14 protein-coding genes, 1 tRNA gene and 3 rRNA genes are annotated in these 18,057 nt (G+C 59.6%); 8 read left to right on the top strand and 10 right to left on the bottom strand.

What is annotated here, in order from left to right:
• The first annotated feature begins 243 nt into the window (after positions 1–243).
• The 8 genes from ACSW29_RS04255 to ACSW29_RS04220 all read left to right on the top strand — a co-directional run bounded on the left by ACSW29_RS04255 (position 244) and on the right by ACSW29_RS04220 (position 4,547).
• Positions 244–432 (top strand): hypothetical protein, encoded by a 189-nt coding sequence (locus ACSW29_RS04255; protein ID WP_448276573.1) that lies wholly within the window; start codon positions 244–246, stop codon positions 430–432.
• 68 nt (positions 433–500) lie between these two features.
• On the top strand, positions 501–1,058 hold the full coding sequence (locus ACSW29_RS04250; RefSeq protein WP_448276572.1) for an ABC transporter permease: 558 nt from the start codon (positions 501–503) through the stop codon (positions 1,056–1,058).
• A gap of 3 nt (positions 1,059–1,061) precedes the next feature.
• The gene (locus tag ACSW29_RS04245) at positions 1,062–1,739 is read left to right on the top strand and encodes an ABC transporter ATP-binding protein (protein ID WP_448276571.1); all 678 of its coding nucleotides are present in this window, start codon (positions 1,062–1,064) and stop codon (positions 1,737–1,739) included.
• A complete protein-coding gene (locus ACSW29_RS04240; protein ID WP_448276570.1) occupies positions 1,739–1,894 on the top strand; it encodes a hypothetical protein in 156 nt (51 codons plus the stop codon). The genes ACSW29_RS04245 and ACSW29_RS04240 overlap by 1 nt, the downstream gene beginning before the upstream one ends.
• On the top strand, positions 1,891–2,757 hold the full coding sequence (locus tag ACSW29_RS04235) for an ATP-binding cassette domain-containing protein (protein ID WP_448276569.1): 867 nt from the start codon (positions 1,891–1,893) through the stop codon (positions 2,755–2,757). Before ACSW29_RS04240 ends, ACSW29_RS04235 begins: the two co-directional genes overlap by 4 nt.
• A complete protein-coding gene (locus ACSW29_RS04230; RefSeq protein ID WP_448276568.1) occupies positions 2,757–3,491 on the top strand; it encodes an aldo/keto reductase in 735 nt (244 codons plus the stop codon). The genes ACSW29_RS04235 and ACSW29_RS04230 overlap by 1 nt, the downstream gene beginning before the upstream one ends.
• Entirely contained in the window at positions 3,488–3,715 is a 228-nt protein-coding gene (locus ACSW29_RS04225; protein ID WP_448276567.1) for an aldo/keto reductase, read from the top strand. The genes ACSW29_RS04230 and ACSW29_RS04225 overlap by 4 nt, the downstream gene beginning before the upstream one ends.
• 34 nt (positions 3,716–3,749) lie before the next feature.
• Complete coding sequence (locus ACSW29_RS04220; protein WP_448276566.1) at positions 3,750–4,547, top strand: HpcH/HpaI aldolase family protein; 798 nt, start codon at positions 3,750–3,752, stop codon at positions 4,545–4,547.
• 29 nt (positions 4,548–4,576) lie between these two features.
• Here ACSW29_RS04220 and ACSW29_RS04215 read toward each other — a convergent pair whose 3' ends face one another.
• From ACSW29_RS04215 to topA, 10 genes are all read right to left on the bottom strand, one after another.
• Positions 4,577–6,001 carry an aldehyde dehydrogenase family protein gene (locus ACSW29_RS04215; RefSeq protein WP_230817979.1) on the bottom strand — a complete coding sequence of 475 codons (1,425 nt, stop codon included), beginning with the start codon at positions 5,999–6,001 and terminating at the stop codon, positions 4,577–4,579.
• Between the two features lie 308 nt (positions 6,002–6,309).
• Positions 6,310–6,426 (bottom strand): 5S ribosomal RNA (rrf, locus tag ACSW29_RS04210).
• A 151-nt stretch (positions 6,427–6,577) separates the two neighbouring features.
• Positions 6,578–9,715 (bottom strand): 23S ribosomal RNA (locus ACSW29_RS04205).
• 346 nt (positions 9,716–10,061) lie between these two features.
• Positions 10,062–11,579 (bottom strand): 16S ribosomal RNA (locus ACSW29_RS04200).
• The 16S, 23S and 5S rRNA genes sit together here, the layout of an rRNA operon.
• 511 nt (positions 11,580–12,090) lie before the next feature.
• A complete protein-coding gene (locus ACSW29_RS04195; protein WP_003946112.1) occupies positions 12,091–12,288 on the bottom strand; it encodes a hypothetical protein in 198 nt (65 codons plus the stop codon).
• A gap of 152 nt (positions 12,289–12,440) precedes the next feature.
• Positions 12,441–12,863, bottom strand: coding sequence for a DUF2752 domain-containing protein (locus ACSW29_RS04190; RefSeq protein WP_230816488.1), 423 nt, complete (start codon positions 12,861–12,863; stop codon positions 12,441–12,443).
• Between the two features lie 30 nt (positions 12,864–12,893).
• Complete coding sequence (locus tag ACSW29_RS04185) at positions 12,894–13,463, bottom strand: RDD family protein (RefSeq protein ID WP_448276564.1); 570 nt, start codon at positions 13,461–13,463, stop codon at positions 12,894–12,896.
• Positions 13,464–13,584: 121 nt separating this feature from the next.
• Positions 13,585–13,657: transfer RNA gene (locus tag ACSW29_RS04180), tRNA-Thr, on the bottom strand.
• 30 nt (positions 13,658–13,687) lie between these two features.
• Entirely contained in the window at positions 13,688–14,917 is a 1,230-nt protein-coding gene (locus tag ACSW29_RS04175; protein ID WP_230816490.1) for a DNA polymerase III subunit delta', read from the bottom strand.
• A gap of 33 nt (positions 14,918–14,950) precedes the next feature.
• Positions 14,951–17,881 carry a type I DNA topoisomerase gene (gene topA, locus ACSW29_RS04170; RefSeq protein WP_448276563.1) on the bottom strand — a complete coding sequence of 977 codons (2,931 nt, stop codon included), beginning with the start codon at positions 17,879–17,881 and terminating at the stop codon, positions 14,951–14,953.
• Between the last annotated feature and the right edge of the window lie 176 nt (positions 17,882–18,057).

The raw sequence follows: 18,057 nt of genomic DNA, 5'->3' as shown, positions 1-18,057 counted from the left end.
CCGGAGCGGCGACCGAAGTGGGGTGCGCGAGAAACTCCGTTATGGAGCAAAGACTGTGTACATCCCCGAAACTCCGTGGCCGCGTGACGATGTACCGACCGGTGTGATCGACGGAAAGAACAGCGCCGTGTTCGAACCTCCCACAACTCCACGCGCCAGCGCGGTCACAGAGGCAGACTTCGCACGCGCCGTAAGCGAGACAGCCGAGTCAAGATCTGGGCCGGCTCGATCTGCGCGCTCCTGGTGATTCTTCCCGTTGCATTGGCCGGACTGCTCCCCCTTGCAGATCCGAACCAGACCAATCTGAGCAGTCGACGGCTACCGCCTCTCACCGACGGCCATCTGTTCGGCACCGATCAGTTGGGACGAGATCTCCTCTCACGGATCCTGCACGGCGGCCAGGTGTCTCTGACGATCGGTATCTCGCCGTAATCGTCGCCGGGTTCATCGGCATCGTCGCCGGATCCGCCGGGGGGTACTTCGGTGGCTGGGTCGACACCGTGATCTCCCGCCTACTCGAAGCACAGCTTTCTCTGCCTCTGCCTCTGCTGATGATGCTGCTTCTCGTTGTTGCGCTGTTCGGCCCGTCCATTCCCGTCATCACGTTTGTCATCGCGATCGCGCAGTGGCCCGAAGTCGCGCGGTTGACTCGCTCATTGGTACTCGTCGAACGCGAAAAGCCTTATGTAGCTGCAGTTCGAGTCCTCGGACTTACCCGCATGGCCATCCTGCTTCGTCACGTCATTCCGAACATCGTCAAGCAGGCATCGCTCGTCGTCCTGCTGCTGCTCGCGCAGGCCGTACTGCTGGAAAGTTCGTTGAGCTACCTCGGCGCCGGACCGCAACGTCCATTCGCGACCTGGGGACGAATCATCGCCGACGGCCAGGACTACATCACCACCTCATGGTGGATCGTGACTCTGACGGGCCTGATGATCGTGCTGCTGGTGGTCGGAGTGAACCTACTCGGCGACGGTCTGCACGATCGGCCTTCAGGATCGAAACGACTGGGCGCAAGCCTGTTCGGGCGTGGCAACGCCCAGAAAACAAAGGCGTGAGACATGGGCAATCTACTACGGGTCGACGACCTCCAGATCGAACTTGTCACGGCCAATGGCGTCATCCGAGCCGTCGACGGCGTCTCCTTCTGCATCGACGCAGGCGAAACCGTCTCCGTCATCGGTGAATCCGGCTCGGGCAAGTCGACGACCGCCATGGGTATCCTCGGGCTCTTGCCGGACGATCTTGCCGTTCTCTCCGGGAGAGCTGAATTCAAAGGCCGGGACATTCTCGGAAAAACGAAGATCTTGAACGAGATTCGTGGCATACACATCGCCCTGATCCCCCAGGACCCGATGACGGCACTGAGTCCGGTCCACACCATCGGAAGCCAACTCCGAGAAGCAATACGGCACAGTGGGATTACGACCAAGAAACGACAGGTCGATCGAGCCGTCGAACTACTCGAGCAGGTACGCATTCCCTACCCGGAGCAACAGCTCGACAAGTATCCGCACCAACTGTCGGGCGGAATGTTGCAGCGCGTCCTGATCGCCGGAGCTCTTGCCGCCGGCCCCGAACTCATCGTCGCCGACGAGCCCACCAGTGCACTGGACGTCACCGTCCAGGCGGCATCTTGGACCTGTTGCTCGAGTTGCAGGAGCGCACCGGGATCGGAATGCTGGTCATCACTCATGATCTCGGAGTTGCGCGGTTGGTCTCCGATCGCATCTACGTGATGAAGGACGGCCGATTCATCGAGACCGGTAGCGCCGACGTCCTCGTCGACTCACCGCAAAGCGCCTACACACAAAAGCTTCTCGACGCCATACCGAACCTGGGGCCTTGGGACGGCGACCCCGCCCGTTCAACACAGATCGGAGCCTCGGCATGAACCCCCACGAAACGCCACTTCTCGCCGTCGAAGACCTCGTTGTCGAGTATCCGGTTCCCGACGGAGTTTTCCGAGCCGTGGACGCTGTGAGCTTCTCTGTGGAAAAGGGCAAGACCCTGGCCATCGTCGGCGAATCCGGATGTGGCAAGTCGACCATCGCTCGATCTATCGTCAGGCTCCTCACACCGACCAGTGGACGCATTCTCGTCGACGGCAAGGACATCGCACAGATGTCCGAGAAGTCACTGCACCCCTACCGTTCTCGCGTTCAAATGGTGTTCCAAGATCCGTGCGGATCACTGGACCCCCATCTCACTGCCGAGGACATCATCGGAGAACCACTCCGCCTCAAAGGCGTTCGAAGCAAGTCAGAACGCGCCAAAGCTGCAGCAGAACTCGTCGATCGCGTTGGCTTGCCAACCTCGGCACTACACCGGCGTCCAGCGGAGTTCTCAGGAGGCCAACGTCAGCGCATCGGAATTGCTCGGGCCCTGGCCAGCGGACCCGAACTGTTGGTGTGCGACGAAGCCACCAGCGCCCTGGATGTTTCAGTCCAAGCGCAGGTGCTCGAACTGCTGCAAGAGATCCAGTCCGATACCGGGTTGACGTACGTTTTCATCTCACACAACTTGGGCGTCGTCCGAGAAGTCAGCGAGACAGTAGTCGTGATGTCGAAAGGAACCATCGTCGAATCCGGTTCCACAGAAACAGTTCTCGCCAGTCCGCGTGAGCCGTACACCCGCGCACTACGTGGCGCTGCTCTCGATCCCACCACCATGGTCGGCATCAAACCACGCCACGTGGTGGCAGCCCTGTCCAAGAACTTGCTAGCCAAGCAGACCGAATCACGAGGAGTTGCCTGATGACCGCCCCACTCGAGCTACCGAAACTGGTGCTCGGCACAATGACCTTCGGAGATACGGTCGACATATCGGGTGCCGGATCGATGCTTGACGCAGCACTGGACGCCGGTATCTCTCACATCGACACGGCCAACGGCTATGCGGGCGGCGAGTCCGAGCGCATGCTGGCAAAACTCCTTCATGGTCGACGCGATTCCATCACTCTGGCCACCAAGGCGGGAATGCCACACCCCGATGCCGTTGACAACAGCCCACTCTCGGCAAAGGGGCTCAGGGCAAGCATCGAAGCAAGCCTGCGCAGACTCGACACCGACTACGTCGACCTGTTCTATCTCCATCAGCCGGATCGAGCGGTATCGCTGAGCGAAACACTCACTACCGTCGCCGAACTGGTTGCGGAAGGAAAGATTCGCGCTCTCGGTCTTTCCAACTTCGCAGCCTGGCAAATCAGCGAAATCAACTACACCGCAGACACAGTAGGTGCGCCGAGACCGATCTTCGCACAACAGCTCTACAACTTGCTCGCGCGTCGCATCGAAGAAGAATACGCAGAATTCGCGGACGTGACCGGACTGACCACCATGGTCTACAACCCACTCGGCGGTGGACTGTTGACCGGGCGTCACACTTTCGAGGAAAGCCCCTCAGGCGGCCGATTCGGTGACTCCCGCCTTGCGTCGATGTACAAGGAACGGTACTGGAACACACAGATATTCGACGCATCGCCCAGTTGACGGCAATCACAGAACAGTCGGGGATTTCCCTGACCGAGCTTGCGTTGCGCTGGCTGGTGAGTAAACCTGCAACTGGGTCAGTGCTACTCGGAGGATCCAAAGTCGCACACCTCGAATCCAATATCGCGGCCATCGGGCGAGGACCACTGGACTCCTCGATCATCGAAGAGTGTGACCTCGTCGGTGCCGCCCTACGAGGCCCCATGCCCAACTACAACCGCTGAAACACCCGACCTTCATCAGAAGGAGTTCTTCACTATGTCAGCACAGGAATTCGCCGCGCGCATCCGAGGACGCGAACGCATTCTCGGATACTGGTCCGTCCTCGACAGTCCGATCTCGACCGAATGGATCGCGCACGTCGGCTGGGACTACATCGCCCTCGACATGCAGCACGGCCTGATCGGCTATTCGGGAATGGTCGCCGGCCTCACCGCAATCGACTCGTCACCGTCCACTGTCGGGATGGTGCGCGTCGAGGAAAACAATCCGACGCCTATCGGACGAGCACTCGACGCGGGCGCTGTCGGCGTCATCGTTCCACTGATCAACAACGCCGACGAGGCCGCGGCCGCTGTGGCAGCCGCCAAGTATCCGCCATTCGGCATCCGCTCTTACGGGCCCATGCGCTCGCAACTCCGTATCGGCCCCGTTCCTGCCGACGCGAACCGCGACACTGTTGTCTTCGCGATGATCGAAACCCCACAAGGCCTGGAGAACGTCGAAGAGGTCTGTGCTGTACCCGGATTGGATGGCGTGTACGTCGGACCGTCCGATCTACGAATCGCCGTCGGCGGTAAGCACTCCAACGATCCGGACGTGTCCGAGGAATTCGAAGCAGCGCTTACCCGGGTGCGCGAAGCTGGCCGCCCTCAGCGGAGTGGCCGCGGGAATCCACACACCCTCCGGTCAGGTTGCGGCACAACGGCTTGGGGAGGGTTACACCTTCGCGACCGTGGCCTCGGACCTGACACACCTGGCGAACATCTCGGCTCAGCATTTGGATGCCGCCAAGTCCTGATCCGGGTACAAAAATGGCGATGCTCCCGTACTTAGTACGGGAGCATCGCCATTCTCGAACAAAACTATCGCTGAATCGCCTTGATCTCGAGGAACTCTTCGAGCCCGAACGTGCCCGCCTCACGTCCGACGCCCGACTGCTTGTACCCACCGAACGGCGCATTGGTGTTGAACGCACCGCCATTCACCTCGACCTGCCCGGCCCGCAGCTGCCGTGCGACACGATCCGCGCGATCGGGGTCACCTGACCAGACTCCGCCGGCCAAACCGTATTCGGTCCCGTTGGCAATCCGCACTGCGTCGGCCTCGTCCTTGTAGCCCATGATCGAGAGGACCGGTCCGAAGATCTCCTCGCGCGCAATGGTCATATCCTCAGTCACGTTCGCGAACACCGTCGGCCCGACGAAATACCCACTGGCCAATCCGGTTTCGCGACCGTCGACAACCGCGGTGGCGCCCTCGGCCACCCCCTTCTCGATGTATCCGCGAACGCGTCCCAGCTGATTAGCGTTCACCAGCGGCCCAAGCACCGAAGTCGGCTGAGTCGGATCACCTACCTGGAAATGAGCGGCCACCGCAGCAGCAATTGCCGCTGCCTCGTCCACCTTCTCCGCGGGAACCAACATACGCGTCAGCGCCGAACAGGTCTGGCCCGAATTGATGAAGCACTTTGCGACGCCATCCGTGACAGCCTTTTCGAGGTCGGCATCGTCGAGAATGACGTTCGCGGACTTGCCGCCCAGTTCAAGCGAGACCTTCTTGATTGTGTCTGCAGCCACGATGGCCACTCGCTTGCCGGCCCGAGTCGATCCGGTGAAGGAGACCATGTCGACCTCGGGGTGGCCGGCGATGGCTTCACCCACTACCGGGCCGTATCCGCTCACCAGGTTGAATACACCTGCAGGCAAACCGATTTCGTCGAAGATGTCAGCGAGAGCGTACGTGATGAGAGGCGCAACCTCGGTAGGCTTGAGAACCACGGTGCAGCCTGCGGCGAGTGCGCCGCCAACCTTCAAGACAACTTGGTGGAGCGGGAAGTTCCACGGAGTTATTGCGCCGACAACACCCGCCGGTTCGCGAACAATCAGCGAATTCCCGACCTCGTGTGCGTCGAAATCATAAGTGCGGGCCAATTCAGCAAATGCATTCAAATTCGCCAGCGGCATTCCGATTTGTACGGGCTTGGCGAATCCGATCGGCATGCCCATATCCTGCGAAACCAGCGCCGCAAGATCATCCGTACGTTCGGCAATAATCGCAGCAGCTTTGGAAAGATATTCGGCGCGCTCGCCGCCAGATAGTGCAGACCAAGCGGGGAAAGCATTTCGTGCTGCCTTCGCGGCCGCGTCGACATCTTCGACAGTGCCCTCGGCGACAGTTCCTATCAACTCTTCCGTAGCCGGATTGAGAACGTCGATCCGACCGCTGCCAGTGGATTCGATCCAGGCGCCATCAACATAGATTTTGGTGCGGTCGAGAATATCGGTCATCGAAGCCTCCGTAGTCAGCACGCGTGCACAGGTGAGGTGGGCCCGATCACACGGGGCACCTCTTCCGAGCCTAGCCACGCTCGACGGGTTCCGTGGCAGGTTGGTGGCGCGATTGGCGCTCGACTGCCGAGACTTGCGGTGGGCGCACGCTTTTCAGTGTTCGGGTGAACGGTACGTTGGGTCGGTCTGAGGCGACGGAAGTGCCGTTCGCTCGATGCGGGGGTGCCGGCGGCGGGTCGTTTGGGGGGTGTTGTGGGTACGAGAAAGCCCCCCAACCATCACTGGTTGGGGGGCTTCTCTTGAATTGTGTTCGGCGGTGTCCTACTCTCCCACACCCTGTCGAGTGCAGTACCATCGGCGCTGAAGGGCTTAGCTTCCGGGTTCGGAATGGGACCGGGCGTTTCCCCTTCGCTATGACCGCCGTAACTCTATGAAACTGTCACAGTAACCAACCTGTGATCCAGATCCTCCACACACCCACCACCCGTGAATATCAGGGGTGATCGATGATGGATGATCGAAATCAAGGTATCTGTGTGTTGTTTCAGATACCGCACAGTGGACGCGTAGCTTCTTTGTGGTAAGTCCTCGGCCTATTAGTACCAGTCACCTGCATCCGTTACCGGACTTCCAGTTCTGGCCTATCAACCCGGTGGTCTGCCGGGGGCCTTACCCCCTCGAGGGGGTGAGAAACCTCATCTTGGAACAGGCTTCCCGCTTAGATGCTTTCAGCGGTTATCCCTTCCGAACGTAGCTAACCAGCGGTGCTCCTGGCGGAACAACTGGCACACCAGAGGTTCGTCCGTCCCGGTCCTCTCGTACTAGGGACAGCCTTCCTCAAGTTTCTAACGCGCGCGGCGGATAGAGACCGAACTGTCTCACGACGTTCTAAACCCAGCTCGCGTGCCGCTTTAATGGGCGAACAGCCCAACCCTTGGGACCTACTCCAGCCCCAGGATGCGACGAGCCGACATCGAGGTGCCAAACCATCCCGTCGATATGGACTCTTGGGGAAGATCAGCCTGTTATCCCCGGGGTACCTTTTATCCGTTGAGCGACACCGCTTCCACTTGCCGGTGCCGGATCACTAGTCCCGACTTTCGTCCCTGCTCGACCTGTCAGTCTCACAGTCAAGCTCCCTTGTGCACTTGCACTCGACACCTGATTGCCAACCAGGCTGAGGGAACCTTTGGGCGCCTCCGTTACATTTTGGGAGGCAACCGCCCCAGTTAAACTACCCACCAGGCACTGTCCCTGAACCAGATCATGGTCCGAGGTTAGAGGTCCAATTCGATCAGAGTGGTATTTCAACAACGACTCCACGATAACTGGCGTCACCGTTTCACAGTCTCCCACCTATCCTACACAAACCGAACCGAACACCAATACCAAGCTGTAGTGAAGGTCCCGGGGTCTTTTCGTCCTGCCGCGCGTAACGAGCATCTTTACTCGTAATGCAATTTCGCCGAGTCTACGGTTGAGACAGCTGAGAAGTCGTTACGCCATTCGTGCAGGTCGGAACTTACCCGACAAGGAATTTCGCTACCTTAGGATGGTTATAGTTACCACCGCCGTTTACTGGGGCTTAAATTCTCAGCTTCGCTCCCGAAGGAACTAACCGGTCCTCTTAACCTTCCAGCACCGGGCAGGCGTCAGTCCGTATACATCGTCTTACGACTTCGCACGGACCTGTGTTTTTAGTAAACAGTCGCTTCTCACTGGTCTCTGCGGCCCCACCCAGCTCAGACAGTAAATGTCGTCACCAGACAGGGCCCCCCTTCTCCCGAAGTTACGGGGGCATTTTGCCGAGTTCCTTAACCATAGTTATCTCGATCGCCTTAGTATTCTCTACCTGACCACCTGTGTCGGTTTGGGGTACGGGCCGTGTGAAAGCTCGCTAGAGGCTTTTCTCGGCAGCATAGGATCACTGAATTCGCCTCAATCGGCTACGCATCACGTCTCAGGCTTGTGTGCGACCCGGATTTGCCTAGGTCACGCCCTACACGCTTACACCAGTATTACCACTGACTGGCTCAGCTACCTTCCTGCGTCACCCCATCGCTTGGCTACTACCAGATCAGGTCCCATGCATCCACCAACTCGAGACCCGAAGGTCTTCTCGTGGCTTCAGGATGGTTAGTATCACTGATTCACCATGGGCGCGTTCACACGGGTACGGGAATATCAACCCGTTGTCCATCGGCTACGCCTGTCGGCCTCGTCTTAGGTCCCGACTCACCCTGGGCGGATTAACCTGGCCCAGGAACCCTTGGTCATTCGGCGGACGAGTTTCTCACTCGTCTTTCGCTACTCATGCCTGCATTCTCACTCGTGTGGCCTCCACGGCTAGGTCACCCTGCCGCTTCCATGGCCACACGACGCTCCCCTACCCATCCACACACCTGCCAGAAAATCCTTGGATCAACTGGGGGCTATTGTGTGAATGCCGCAGCTTCGGTGGTGTACTTGAGCCCCGCTACATTGTCGGCGCAGGATCACTTGACCAGTGAGCTATTACGCACTCTTTCAAGGGTGGCTGCTTCTAAGCCAACCTCCTGGTTGTCTTCGCGACCCCACATCCTTTTCCACTTAGTACACGCTTAGGGACCTTAGCTGGCGATCTGGGCTGTTTCCCTCTCGACTACGAACCTTATCGCCCGCAGTCTCACTGCCGCGCTCTCACTCACCGGCATTCGGAGTTTGGCTGATTTCGGTAAGCTTGTGGGCCCCCTAGACCATCCAGTAGCTCTACCTCCGGTGAGAAACACGCGACGCTGCACCTAAATGCATTTCGGGGAGAACCAGCTATCACGGAGTTTGATTGGCCTTTCACCCCTACCCACAACTCATCCCCTCAGTTTTCAACCTAAGTGGGTTCGGTCCTCCACGACGTCTTACCGTCGCTTCAACCTGGCCATGGGTAGATCACTCCGCTTCGGGTCTAGAGCATGCCACTACGATCGCCCTATTCGGACTCGCTTTCGCTACGGCTACCCCACACGGGTTAACCTCGCGACATGCCACTAACTCGCAGGCTCATTCTTCAAAAGGCACGCCATCACCCCCAACAGACAAGTCTGTTCGAAGGCTCTGACGGATTGTAAGCGCACGGTTTCAGGTACTATTTCACTCCCCTCCCGGGGTACTTTTCACCTTTCCCTCACGGTACTAGTCCGCTATCGGTCACCAGGGAGTATTCAGGCTTATCGGGTGGTCCCGACAGATTCACACCAGATTTCACGGGCCCGGTGCTACTTGGGTTTCCATTACAACAGTCACAAAGTTTTCGTGTACGGGATTCTCACCCTCTACGACAGGCCGTTCCAGACCACTTCCACTAACCCAGTGATTTCTTACTGTTGGCCAACACGGCAGCATTGACAAAATGAACCCCACAACCCCACGCACACAACCCCTGCCGGGTATCACATGCACATGGTTTAGCCTCTTCCGCTTTCGCTCGCCACTACTCACGGAATCACGGTTGTTTTCTCTTCCTGTGGGTACTGAGATGTTTCACTTCCCCACGTTCCCTCCACACGCCCTATATATTCAGGCGCGGGTAACACGACATCACTCGTGCTGGGTTTCCCCATTCGGACATCCTCGGATCACAGCTCGGTTGACAGCTCCCCGAGGCTTATCGCAGCCTCCTACGTCCTTCATCGGCTCCTGGTGCCAAGGCATCCACCGTACGCTCTTCATTACTTACAACAAAGATGCTCGCGTCCACTGTGCAGTTCTCAAACAACACACAAACAACCACCTCACGCAGACACCAACACAAACCACCAACCCCGAAAGGCGATAATCTCTGCGGTATGACTGCAGCAGTCATTTGTCGTTACTTCCTAGAAAGAAACACTCGCGTGTTCTCTCAGGACCCAACAGTATGCCGATATAATTTGTTCTCCCACCAGCACTGAGGCCGGCAGTAATGAAAACGAATGCTTGTCAGCGTCCACCCATGAGCTCCCGCCGGACCACAAATGGATCCGAAACAGGCTCTGCCAACCAACCATCCACCTGTGTGGACGTTGTGTTGGAGAATGCTCCTTAGAAAGGAGGTGATCCAGCCGCACCTTCCGGTACGGCTACCTTGTTACGACTTCGTCCCAATCGCCGATCCCACCTTCGACGGCTCCCTCCCACAAGGGGTTAAGCCACCGGCTTCGGGTGTTACCGACTTTCATGACGTGACGGGCGGTGTGTACAAGGCCCGGGAACGTATTCACCGCAGCGTTGCTGATCTGCGATTACTAGCGACTCCGACTTCACGGGGTCGAGTTGCAGACCCCGATCCGAACTGAGACCAGCTTTAAGGGATTCGCTCCACCTCACGGTCTCGCAGCCCTCTGTACTGGCCATTGTAGCATGTGTGAAGCCCTGGACATAAGGGGCATGATGACTTGACGTCGTCCCCACCTTCCTCCGAGTTGACCCCGGCAGTCTCTTACGAGTCCCCACCATAACGTGCTGGCAACATAAGATAGGGGTTGCGCTCGTTGCGGGACTTAACCCAACATCTCACGACACGAGCTGACGACAGCCATGCACCACCTGTATACCGACCACAAGGGGGGCCACATCTCTGCAGCTTTCCGGTATATGTCAAACCCAGGTAAGGTTCTTCGCGTTGCATCGAATTAATCCACATGCTCCGCCGCTTGTGCGGGCCCCCGTCAATTCCTTTGAGTTTTAGCCTTGCGGCCGTACTCCCCAGGCGGGGCGCTTAATGCGTTAGCTACGGCACGGATTCCGTGGAAGGAACCCACACCTAGCGCCCACCGTTTACGGCGTGGACTACCAGGGTATCTAATCCTGTTCGCTACCCACGCTTTCGTTCCTCAGCGTCAGTTACTGCCCAGAGACCCGCCTTCGCCACCGGTGTTCCTCCTGATATCTGCGCATTTCACCGCTACACCAGGAATTCCAGTCTCCCCTGCAGTACTCAAGTCTGCCCGTATCGCCTGCAAGCCAGCAGTTGAGCTGCTGGTTTTCACAAACGACGCGACAAACCGCCTACGAACTCTTTACGCCCAGTAATTCCGGACAACGCTTGCACCCTACGTATTACCGCGGCTGCTGGCACGTAGTTAGCCGGTGCTTCTTCTGCAGGTACCGTCACTTGCGCTTCGTCCCTGCTGAAAGAGGTTTACAACCCGAAGGCCGTCATCCCTCACGCGGCGTCGCTGCATCAGGCTTTCGCCCATTGTGCAATATTCCCCACTGCTGCCTCCCGTAGGAGTCTGGGCCGTGTCTCAGTCCCAGTGTGGCCGGTCACCCTCTCAGGTCGGCTACCCGTCGTCGCCTTGGTAGGCCATTACCCCACCAACAAGCTGATAGGCCGCGGGCCCATCCTGCACCGATAAATCTTTCCACCACCCACCATGCGATAGGAGGTCATATCCGGTATTAGACCCAGTTTCCCAGGCTTATCCCGAAGTGCAGGGCAGATCACCCACGTGTTACTCACCCGTTCGCCGCTCGTGTACCCCGAAAGGCCTTACCGCTCGACTTGCATGTGTTAAGCACGCCGCCAGCGTTCGTCCTGAGCCAGGATCAAACTCTCCGTTGAAGACTCTAGATTCACAGCCGAAACTGCTAATCAGTCATAGACAAAAAGAGTCAAATCACTAGCAAAAAAACTCAACTAGCAAAAAATGTGTCGGCAACCATTCAGACGGAAGAATGAACAATCACCGACGAAAAATACTCACACCACACACAAACCAACCAAACCCCAAGAGGCGGTTGATCATTCGCGGATGTGAAGTACCAAAAAAATTTTGGCACTGACATTCATCGACACACTGTTGAGTTCTCAAAGAACACACACACACCATCACCACGACCCTATGGCCGCCGCTCCGGGGCAACTTTTCCAGCCTATCCCAACCAGGTCACCGGCGCAAACCGGAACCCCGTGAAGAAAAACTGGATTGTGTTCGCCAGGCACTTCGTACAACCTCGTGTCACTCACCCTCGCAGGTGGGAGTCGGTGTCCGTGTCGCTCTGACCTGGACAAAGTTACGCGAAGATCAACACAACACCAAATCGCCAGGTCAGAGCACTGCAGTCGGTAAACTTCACGGAACCCAGTACCTCTCGGCCAGTTCTTCGACGATCGGATCGCCTTCTTCGGCCTGTTCCAAGGCTTCGAGGTCGTCGTTGATCGAAACCAACCGGGGATCGTCACCCTCCGCTTCCTGGATCGGGTGCCGACCGTCCTCGGCGAGTTGCCGCAGCAGCTTCTCCTTGACGCGAGCTTTCAACGAATCCGCCATACCGCCAGCATGTTCCCCGCCGCGCCAGTTGTCGAGGCCTACTCGTCGTCCTTCTTACCGAAGACACGTCGTGCCGTCGGAATCAGAATGATCAGCGCGCCGAGCAGAACGATGAGCGAAAAAACCTGCATTGCCATGTCGACCTCTTACCGTCACGCCGGCGCGAGCCAGCTCCCCCACGGGGTGTTTCGAACAACCGTAAATGCAACGAGAACTCCGAGCACCACAATCGTCACGGTCGGCCGAAGCACGATCATGCGATCCCGCGTGCCTTTCCAGCGGCGCACTGTCCAACCGATCCACGCGATCACCAATACCGCGACAAACGGCACGATCAAGATGTTGCTGGACACTGCGGCACCAAGATCCAGATTAGTCAGGTCATTGACCGCACGAAGGCCGCCACACGCCGGGCACCACAATCCCGTCAACGCGTACATCGGACAAACGCCGTAACTACCCGCACTGTGGGGATCGCGGAAATGGAGAACGGCGGCGGCCGTCACGGCCACGGCGGCGACACCGACGGGTGCGACCAGCGCGCGTCGTCGACTTGCCACCGCTTCCAACTCCATGGCACCCACTGTAAGAGACCCCGGCAACGACTAGCTCGCCCGAACGACTACCGATCGAACCACCATGTCGTGCCAGCACTGGTGCTTCGAGTCCCAGAGCGGCCAGAGATAGTTGAGGAAGCAGGCGCCACCCAGGATCGCCATCAAGACCCAACGAAGCAGCGCCACCACCGGCCCGAGAGGTACGCCGTCGGACTCCCGAATCACAGAGATCCCCAGCCACTTCTTGCCGAGCGTCTGTCCGGTGTTTCCTTGTCTGAAGACGAGATTCCACACCTCGATCAAGAAGATGGCCAGTATGCCGACGACCATGACGATCACGCCGACCGGATTGCCGCCCTCAGCGCTCACGCTGCCGTCGTCGTAGGTGGTCACTTCGGATCCGGAGAACGCGATCACCGCCCCGATGATCGCGAGGATGACGCCCGGAAGCGGAACGACAAGGCCATCGAGGATTGACGCAAGAACACGAGAGATCCATGTTGCGTACGGATAGGCGGGCGTCGGTGACTGATAGCCCTGCGGCGGCATCGGCGGCATCTGCCCGTATGGCGGCGGATTCTGCGGTGGTTGGCCCGATCCCCAGTTCTGATCCGACATCGAAGTCTCCCCTGCTCAGGCACGTGTTCGCCAGAATCAGGATAAACCGCAAATACGTAAGAGTTGGGAACAAACGCCAAGAGCCCCACATCCGGATTTCCGGGTGTGGGGCTCTTGGCCGAGCTGCCTGAGAGAATCGAACTCTCGACCTTTTCATTACGAGTGAAATGCTCTACCGACTGAGCTAAGGCAGCGTGCCTTTCGGCGGTGGCGAGTCTATCTGGTCAACCCCCGGATCGCGAAAACGGGGGTCGGAAAGCGGCTCCGATGGAGGCAACCATCGCGTCGAGCGCCCACTGCAACTTGACGTTGAAGTCGACAGCCTCACGGCATTCGAGCACGGCTTCGATGCACTTCAGCAACCCCTCCGGGGACGTTCGGGCAGCCAACTCGGCAGCCTGACGAGCCATGTCGGGATGGGTCGCCGTCGACGTCGACCCCAGTGAATAGGAAAGTGCGTCCCGGTACATGCCGGCCAAGTCGATCAGGGTCCGGTCGAGGAGATCGCGGCGGGCCCGCGTGTCACGCGATTTCTGACGCGCTTCGAGGTCTTTGATCAGACCAGCCGATCCGCGCAGAGTCCCGGCCGTTCCCTTGCCGGTACCACCGCCGCCCAACGAGACCTTGAGCTCTTCGAGTTCCTGTTCCTTGAGTTCGGCGTAGAACGCCTTGGTGTCGGCCTCGATCGACTTCACCAGGTTCTCGGCGGCCTTGTAGGCCGTCGACGCACCGATCGCGTCTGCGGCTAGCCGCAACGAACGCTGACGCTCGTCCCGCGCACTCTCGTCAGTAGCAAGGCGCCGAGCCCGACCGACATGTCCGCCGCTTATCGATGCGGCGATTCTCGCCCGCTCCGGATCCAGGCCGTCGCGGTCGATCAGCACCTGAGCGATCGATTCGACGGACGGCGTCACCAACGGCATGTGCCGGCACCGCGAGCGCAAGGTGACAGACATGTCTTCCGGATCGGTCGTAGGCGCACAGAGCAGGATGACCGTGCGGTCCGGTGGCTCCTCGACAACCTTCAGGAGTGCGTTGGCCGCGCCCTCGGTCAATCGATCGGCATCCTCGACCACGATGACCTGCCACCGGCCCGTCGTCGGCCGACGCGAAGCGATGTTGACTATCTCGCGCATGCCTTTGACGCTGATGCTCAGGCCGTCAGGGATGATCCGTCGTACGTCACCGTGGGTTCCACCCATCGTCGTCGTACACGCATGGCACTCACCGCACCCTGGTACACCCTCAGAGGTGCATTGCAGGGCTGCGGCGAAGCAGAGAGCAGCAACCGAACGACCCGAGCCAGGTGGCCCGGTGAACAGCCACGCGTGAGTCATTTCCGAGCCGCTGGAATCGCCGCGAGCCGACAGTGCAGCATCACGCAGACTTTTCTCGACGTCGTGCTGACCCACCAGCCGACCGAACACACCTCGTTCGGCCACTTCAGTACTCATGCAAAAACCCTAACCGTCGGCACCGACGAAGCCCTACGAGTCCTTCTTCGCCGGAGCCTTCTTGGCAGCTGCCTTCTTTGCCGGGGCCTTCTTGGCGGCAGTCTTCTTGGCAACGGCTTTCTTCGCCGGAGCCTTCTTGGCTGCTGCCTTCTTCTTGACCGGGCCACGAGCACGACGATCAGCCAGCAACTCCGACGCACGAGCATCGGAAATGGATTCGACGTCGTCGTCCTTGCGAAGGCTGGCGTTGGTCTCGCCGTCGGTGACGTACGGACCGAAACGGCCGTCCTTGATCACCATCGGCTTCTCGCTGACCGGATCGACACCCAACTCACGCAACGGAGGCGTTGCCGACGCCTGACGCCCACGACGTTTCGGCTCGGCGTAGATCTTGAGCGCCTCGTCGAGCGTGACGGTGAACATCTGCTCTTCGTTGGCGAGCGAGCGCGAGTCCGTGCCCTTTTTCAGGTACGGACCGTAACGGCCGTTCTGCGCAGTGATCTCTTCCTTCGATTCGGGGTCGACACCCACGACGCGAGGAAGCGACAACAGACGAAGCGCATCTTCCAAGGTGATCGTCGCCAGGTCCATGGACTTGAGCAACGACCCCGTCCGAGGCTTGGGGCCCGCGACCTTCTTGGCAGCCTTCTTCGCCGGCGCCTTCTTGGCCGCGGCCTTCTTCACCGCAGTCTTGGTACTGCCCGAACTGATTTCTTCCGGCTCGGGAACGGGAACGATGTCCGGTTCCGGTTCGGCCGGAGGCTCGGGCAGGATCTCGGTCACGTAGGGACCGAAGCGGCCTTCCTTCGCGACGATCTCGTGGCCCGTCAGTGGGTCGACGCCCAGCTTGCGGCCCTCTTGAGGCGTCGAGAACAGCTTCTCGGCGTACTCGGGGGTGAGCTCGTCCGGCGGCAGGTCATCGGGAAGATTGGCCCGCTGCGAGATCAGATCGCCTTCGGGATCATCCGGATTCTGAACCATGCGCTCGAGATACGGGCCGAACCGGCCGACGCGCACGTGAACCTCGCGGCCCTCGGCGTCGTCGAAGAGACGGATGGAGTTGACCTCGCGAGCGTCGATCTCCTCGAGGTTGACACCGACCATCTTCTTCAGCCCGCCCTCGCGGGCCACCGAACCTTCTGCGCCTGTCTCGCCGCCGAAGTAGAAGCTGCTCAGCCAGTTGCCACGCTGCTCGCGGCCGCCGGCGATCGCGTCGAGATCGTCTTCCATTCCTGCCGTGAAGTCGAAGTCGACCAGCCGGCCGAAGTGCACCTCGAGCAGTCCGATGACGGCAAACGCCACCCAGGACGGAACCAGCGCGCTGCCACGCTTATAGACGTATCCGCGATCGAGAATGGTCTTGATGATCGACGAGTAAGTCGAAGGACGGCCGATGCCGAGTTCTTCGAGCGTCTTGATCAGGCTGGCTTCTGTGTAGCGAGCGGGCGGGTTGGTGCTGTGCCCGTCCGGATCGAGCTTGGTGGCCTTGACTTCCTGGCCTTTGACCAGTACCGGAAGCCTGGATTCGGCGTCGTCGGACTGACCGCCGGCCTCTTCGTCGACACTTTCGACGTAAGCCTTGAGGAAGCCGGCGAACACGATGGTGCGACCGGAAGCGGAGAACGTGCAGTCCTCGCCGGTGCCTGCCGTGCCGGAGATGCGGAGCGTCAACGTCGTACCGCGGGCGTCGGCCATCTGTGAAGCGACGGTGCGCTGCCAGATCAGTTCGTACAGCTTGAACTCGTCGGAATCGAGCTTGGAGTGCAGCTGACCCGGGGTCTGGAACACGTCGCCGGCGGGGCGGATCGCCTCGTGCGCTTCCTGCGCGTTCTTGACCTTGCGGGTGTACTGACGCGGCGTCGGATGCACGTATTCCGGACCGTACAACTCGGTGGCCTGCGCTCGAGCGGCAGCGATCGCCGACTCCGAGAGCGTCGTCGAGTCGGTACGCATGTAAGTGATGTAGCCGTTTTCGTACAGACGCTGCGCGATACGCATGGCGCGCTCGGACGTGAAACGAAGCTTGCGTCCGGCTTCCTGTTGGAGCGTCGACGTCATGAACGGCGGGTACGGCTTACGGGTGTACGGCTTGTCCTCGGCGGACGACACCGTGAGGTCGACACCCTGCAACGCTTCCGCGAGACGACGCGCATACGCCTCGTCGAGCACGGTGACCGCGCTGCCCTTGAGCTTTCCGTCAGCTCCGAAATCGCGACCGGAGGCGACACGCGAACCGTCGACGGAGACCAGGCGTGCGCCGAAACTGCGCGGACTGGCCTCTGCACCGGCGTCGAGCGTCGCGGAAATATCCCAGTACGACGCCGACTTGAACGCCATGCGCTCGCGTTCGCGCTGGACGATGACGCGAGTGGCCACCGACTGGACGCGGCCGGCCGAGAGCTTCGGCATGACCTTCTTCCAGAGAACCGGGCTGACCTCGTAACCGTAGAGACGGTCGAGGATACGGCGGGTTTCCTGAGCATCGACGAGGTCGGTGTCGAGTTCGCGGGTGTCTTCGGCCGCAGCACGGATTGCCGGCTCGGTGATCTCGTGGAAGACCATTCGACGAACCGGAATCTTGGGCTTGAGAGTCTCGAGGAGATGCCAGGCGATTGCCTCGCCCTCGCGGTCGGGGTCAGTTGCGAGGAAGAGTTCGTCGGCGTCCTTCAACAGAGACTTGAGTTCGGCGACCTTGCCCTTCTTTTCCGGGCTCACGACATAGAGCGGCTCGAAGTCGTGATCGACGTTGACGCCGAGACGGGCCCATGACTCGCCCTTGTACTTGGCCGGAACGTCTGCTGCGCCTCGCGGCAGGTCGCGAATGTGACCGACCGATGCCTCGACGACGTAGTCCTTACCGAGGTAGGGAGCGATTTTGCGCGCCTTGGTCGGTGACTCGACGATCACGAGGCGACGAGGGTTACCGGACGCTCCCTGACCGCTGCCGTTGTCCGCTTTAGCCACCTGCTGCCCGAGCCTTCCTTTGGACGTTCACTGCCGTCGGCAGATCTTCAGAACTAGACGTGTGGAGCAAGTTATACCCCGTGTCTCTCTTTACAGAGTGACATACCCGCAAGACATTCGTGCAGATCAGTACAGTATGGGCTCCGTCGGACACGCGGCATGAGCACCGTCGGACG

The sequence above is a fragment of the Rhodococcus sp. GB-02 genome (assembly GCF_053470465.1).
Note: the sequence above shows the minus strand (reverse complement) of the source record. Positions and strands in the feature narration are given on the sequence as shown.

Coding starts and splice junctions, on each gene's coding strand:
- ACSW29_RS04245 (WP_448276571.1), top strand. CDS start 1,062: ATGGGCAATCTACTACGGGTCGACGACCTCCAGATCGAACTTGTCACG.
- ACSW29_RS04240 (WP_448276570.1), top strand. CDS start 1,739: ATGAAGGACGGCCGATTCATCGAGACCGGTAGCGCCGACGTCCTCGTC.
- ACSW29_RS04235 (WP_448276569.1), top strand. CDS start 1,891: ATGAACCCCCACGAAACGCCACTTCTCGCCGTCGAAGACCTCGTTGTC.
- ACSW29_RS04230 (WP_448276568.1), top strand. CDS start 2,757: ATGACCGCCCCACTCGAGCTACCGAAACTGGTGCTCGGCACAATGACC.
- ACSW29_RS04220 (WP_448276566.1), top strand. CDS start 3,750: ATGTCAGCACAGGAATTCGCCGCGCGCATCCGAGGACGCGAACGCATT.
- ACSW29_RS04215 (WP_230817979.1), bottom strand. CDS start 6,001: ATGACCGATATTCTCGACCGCACCAAAATCTATGTTGATGGCGCCTGG.
- ACSW29_RS04195 (WP_003946112.1), bottom strand. CDS start 12,288: ATGGCGGATTCGTTGAAAGCTCGCGTCAAGGAGAAGCTGCTGCGGCAA.
- ACSW29_RS04190 (WP_230816488.1), bottom strand. CDS start 12,863: ATGGAGTTGGAAGCGGTGGCAAGTCGACGACGCGCGCTGGTCGCACCC.
- ACSW29_RS04185 (WP_448276564.1), bottom strand. CDS start 13,463: ATGTCGGATCAGAACTGGGGATCGGGCCAACCACCGCAGAATCCGCCG.
- ACSW29_RS04175 (WP_230816490.1), bottom strand. CDS start 14,917: ATGAGTACTGAAGTGGCCGAACGAGGTGTGTTCGGTCGGCTGGTGGGT.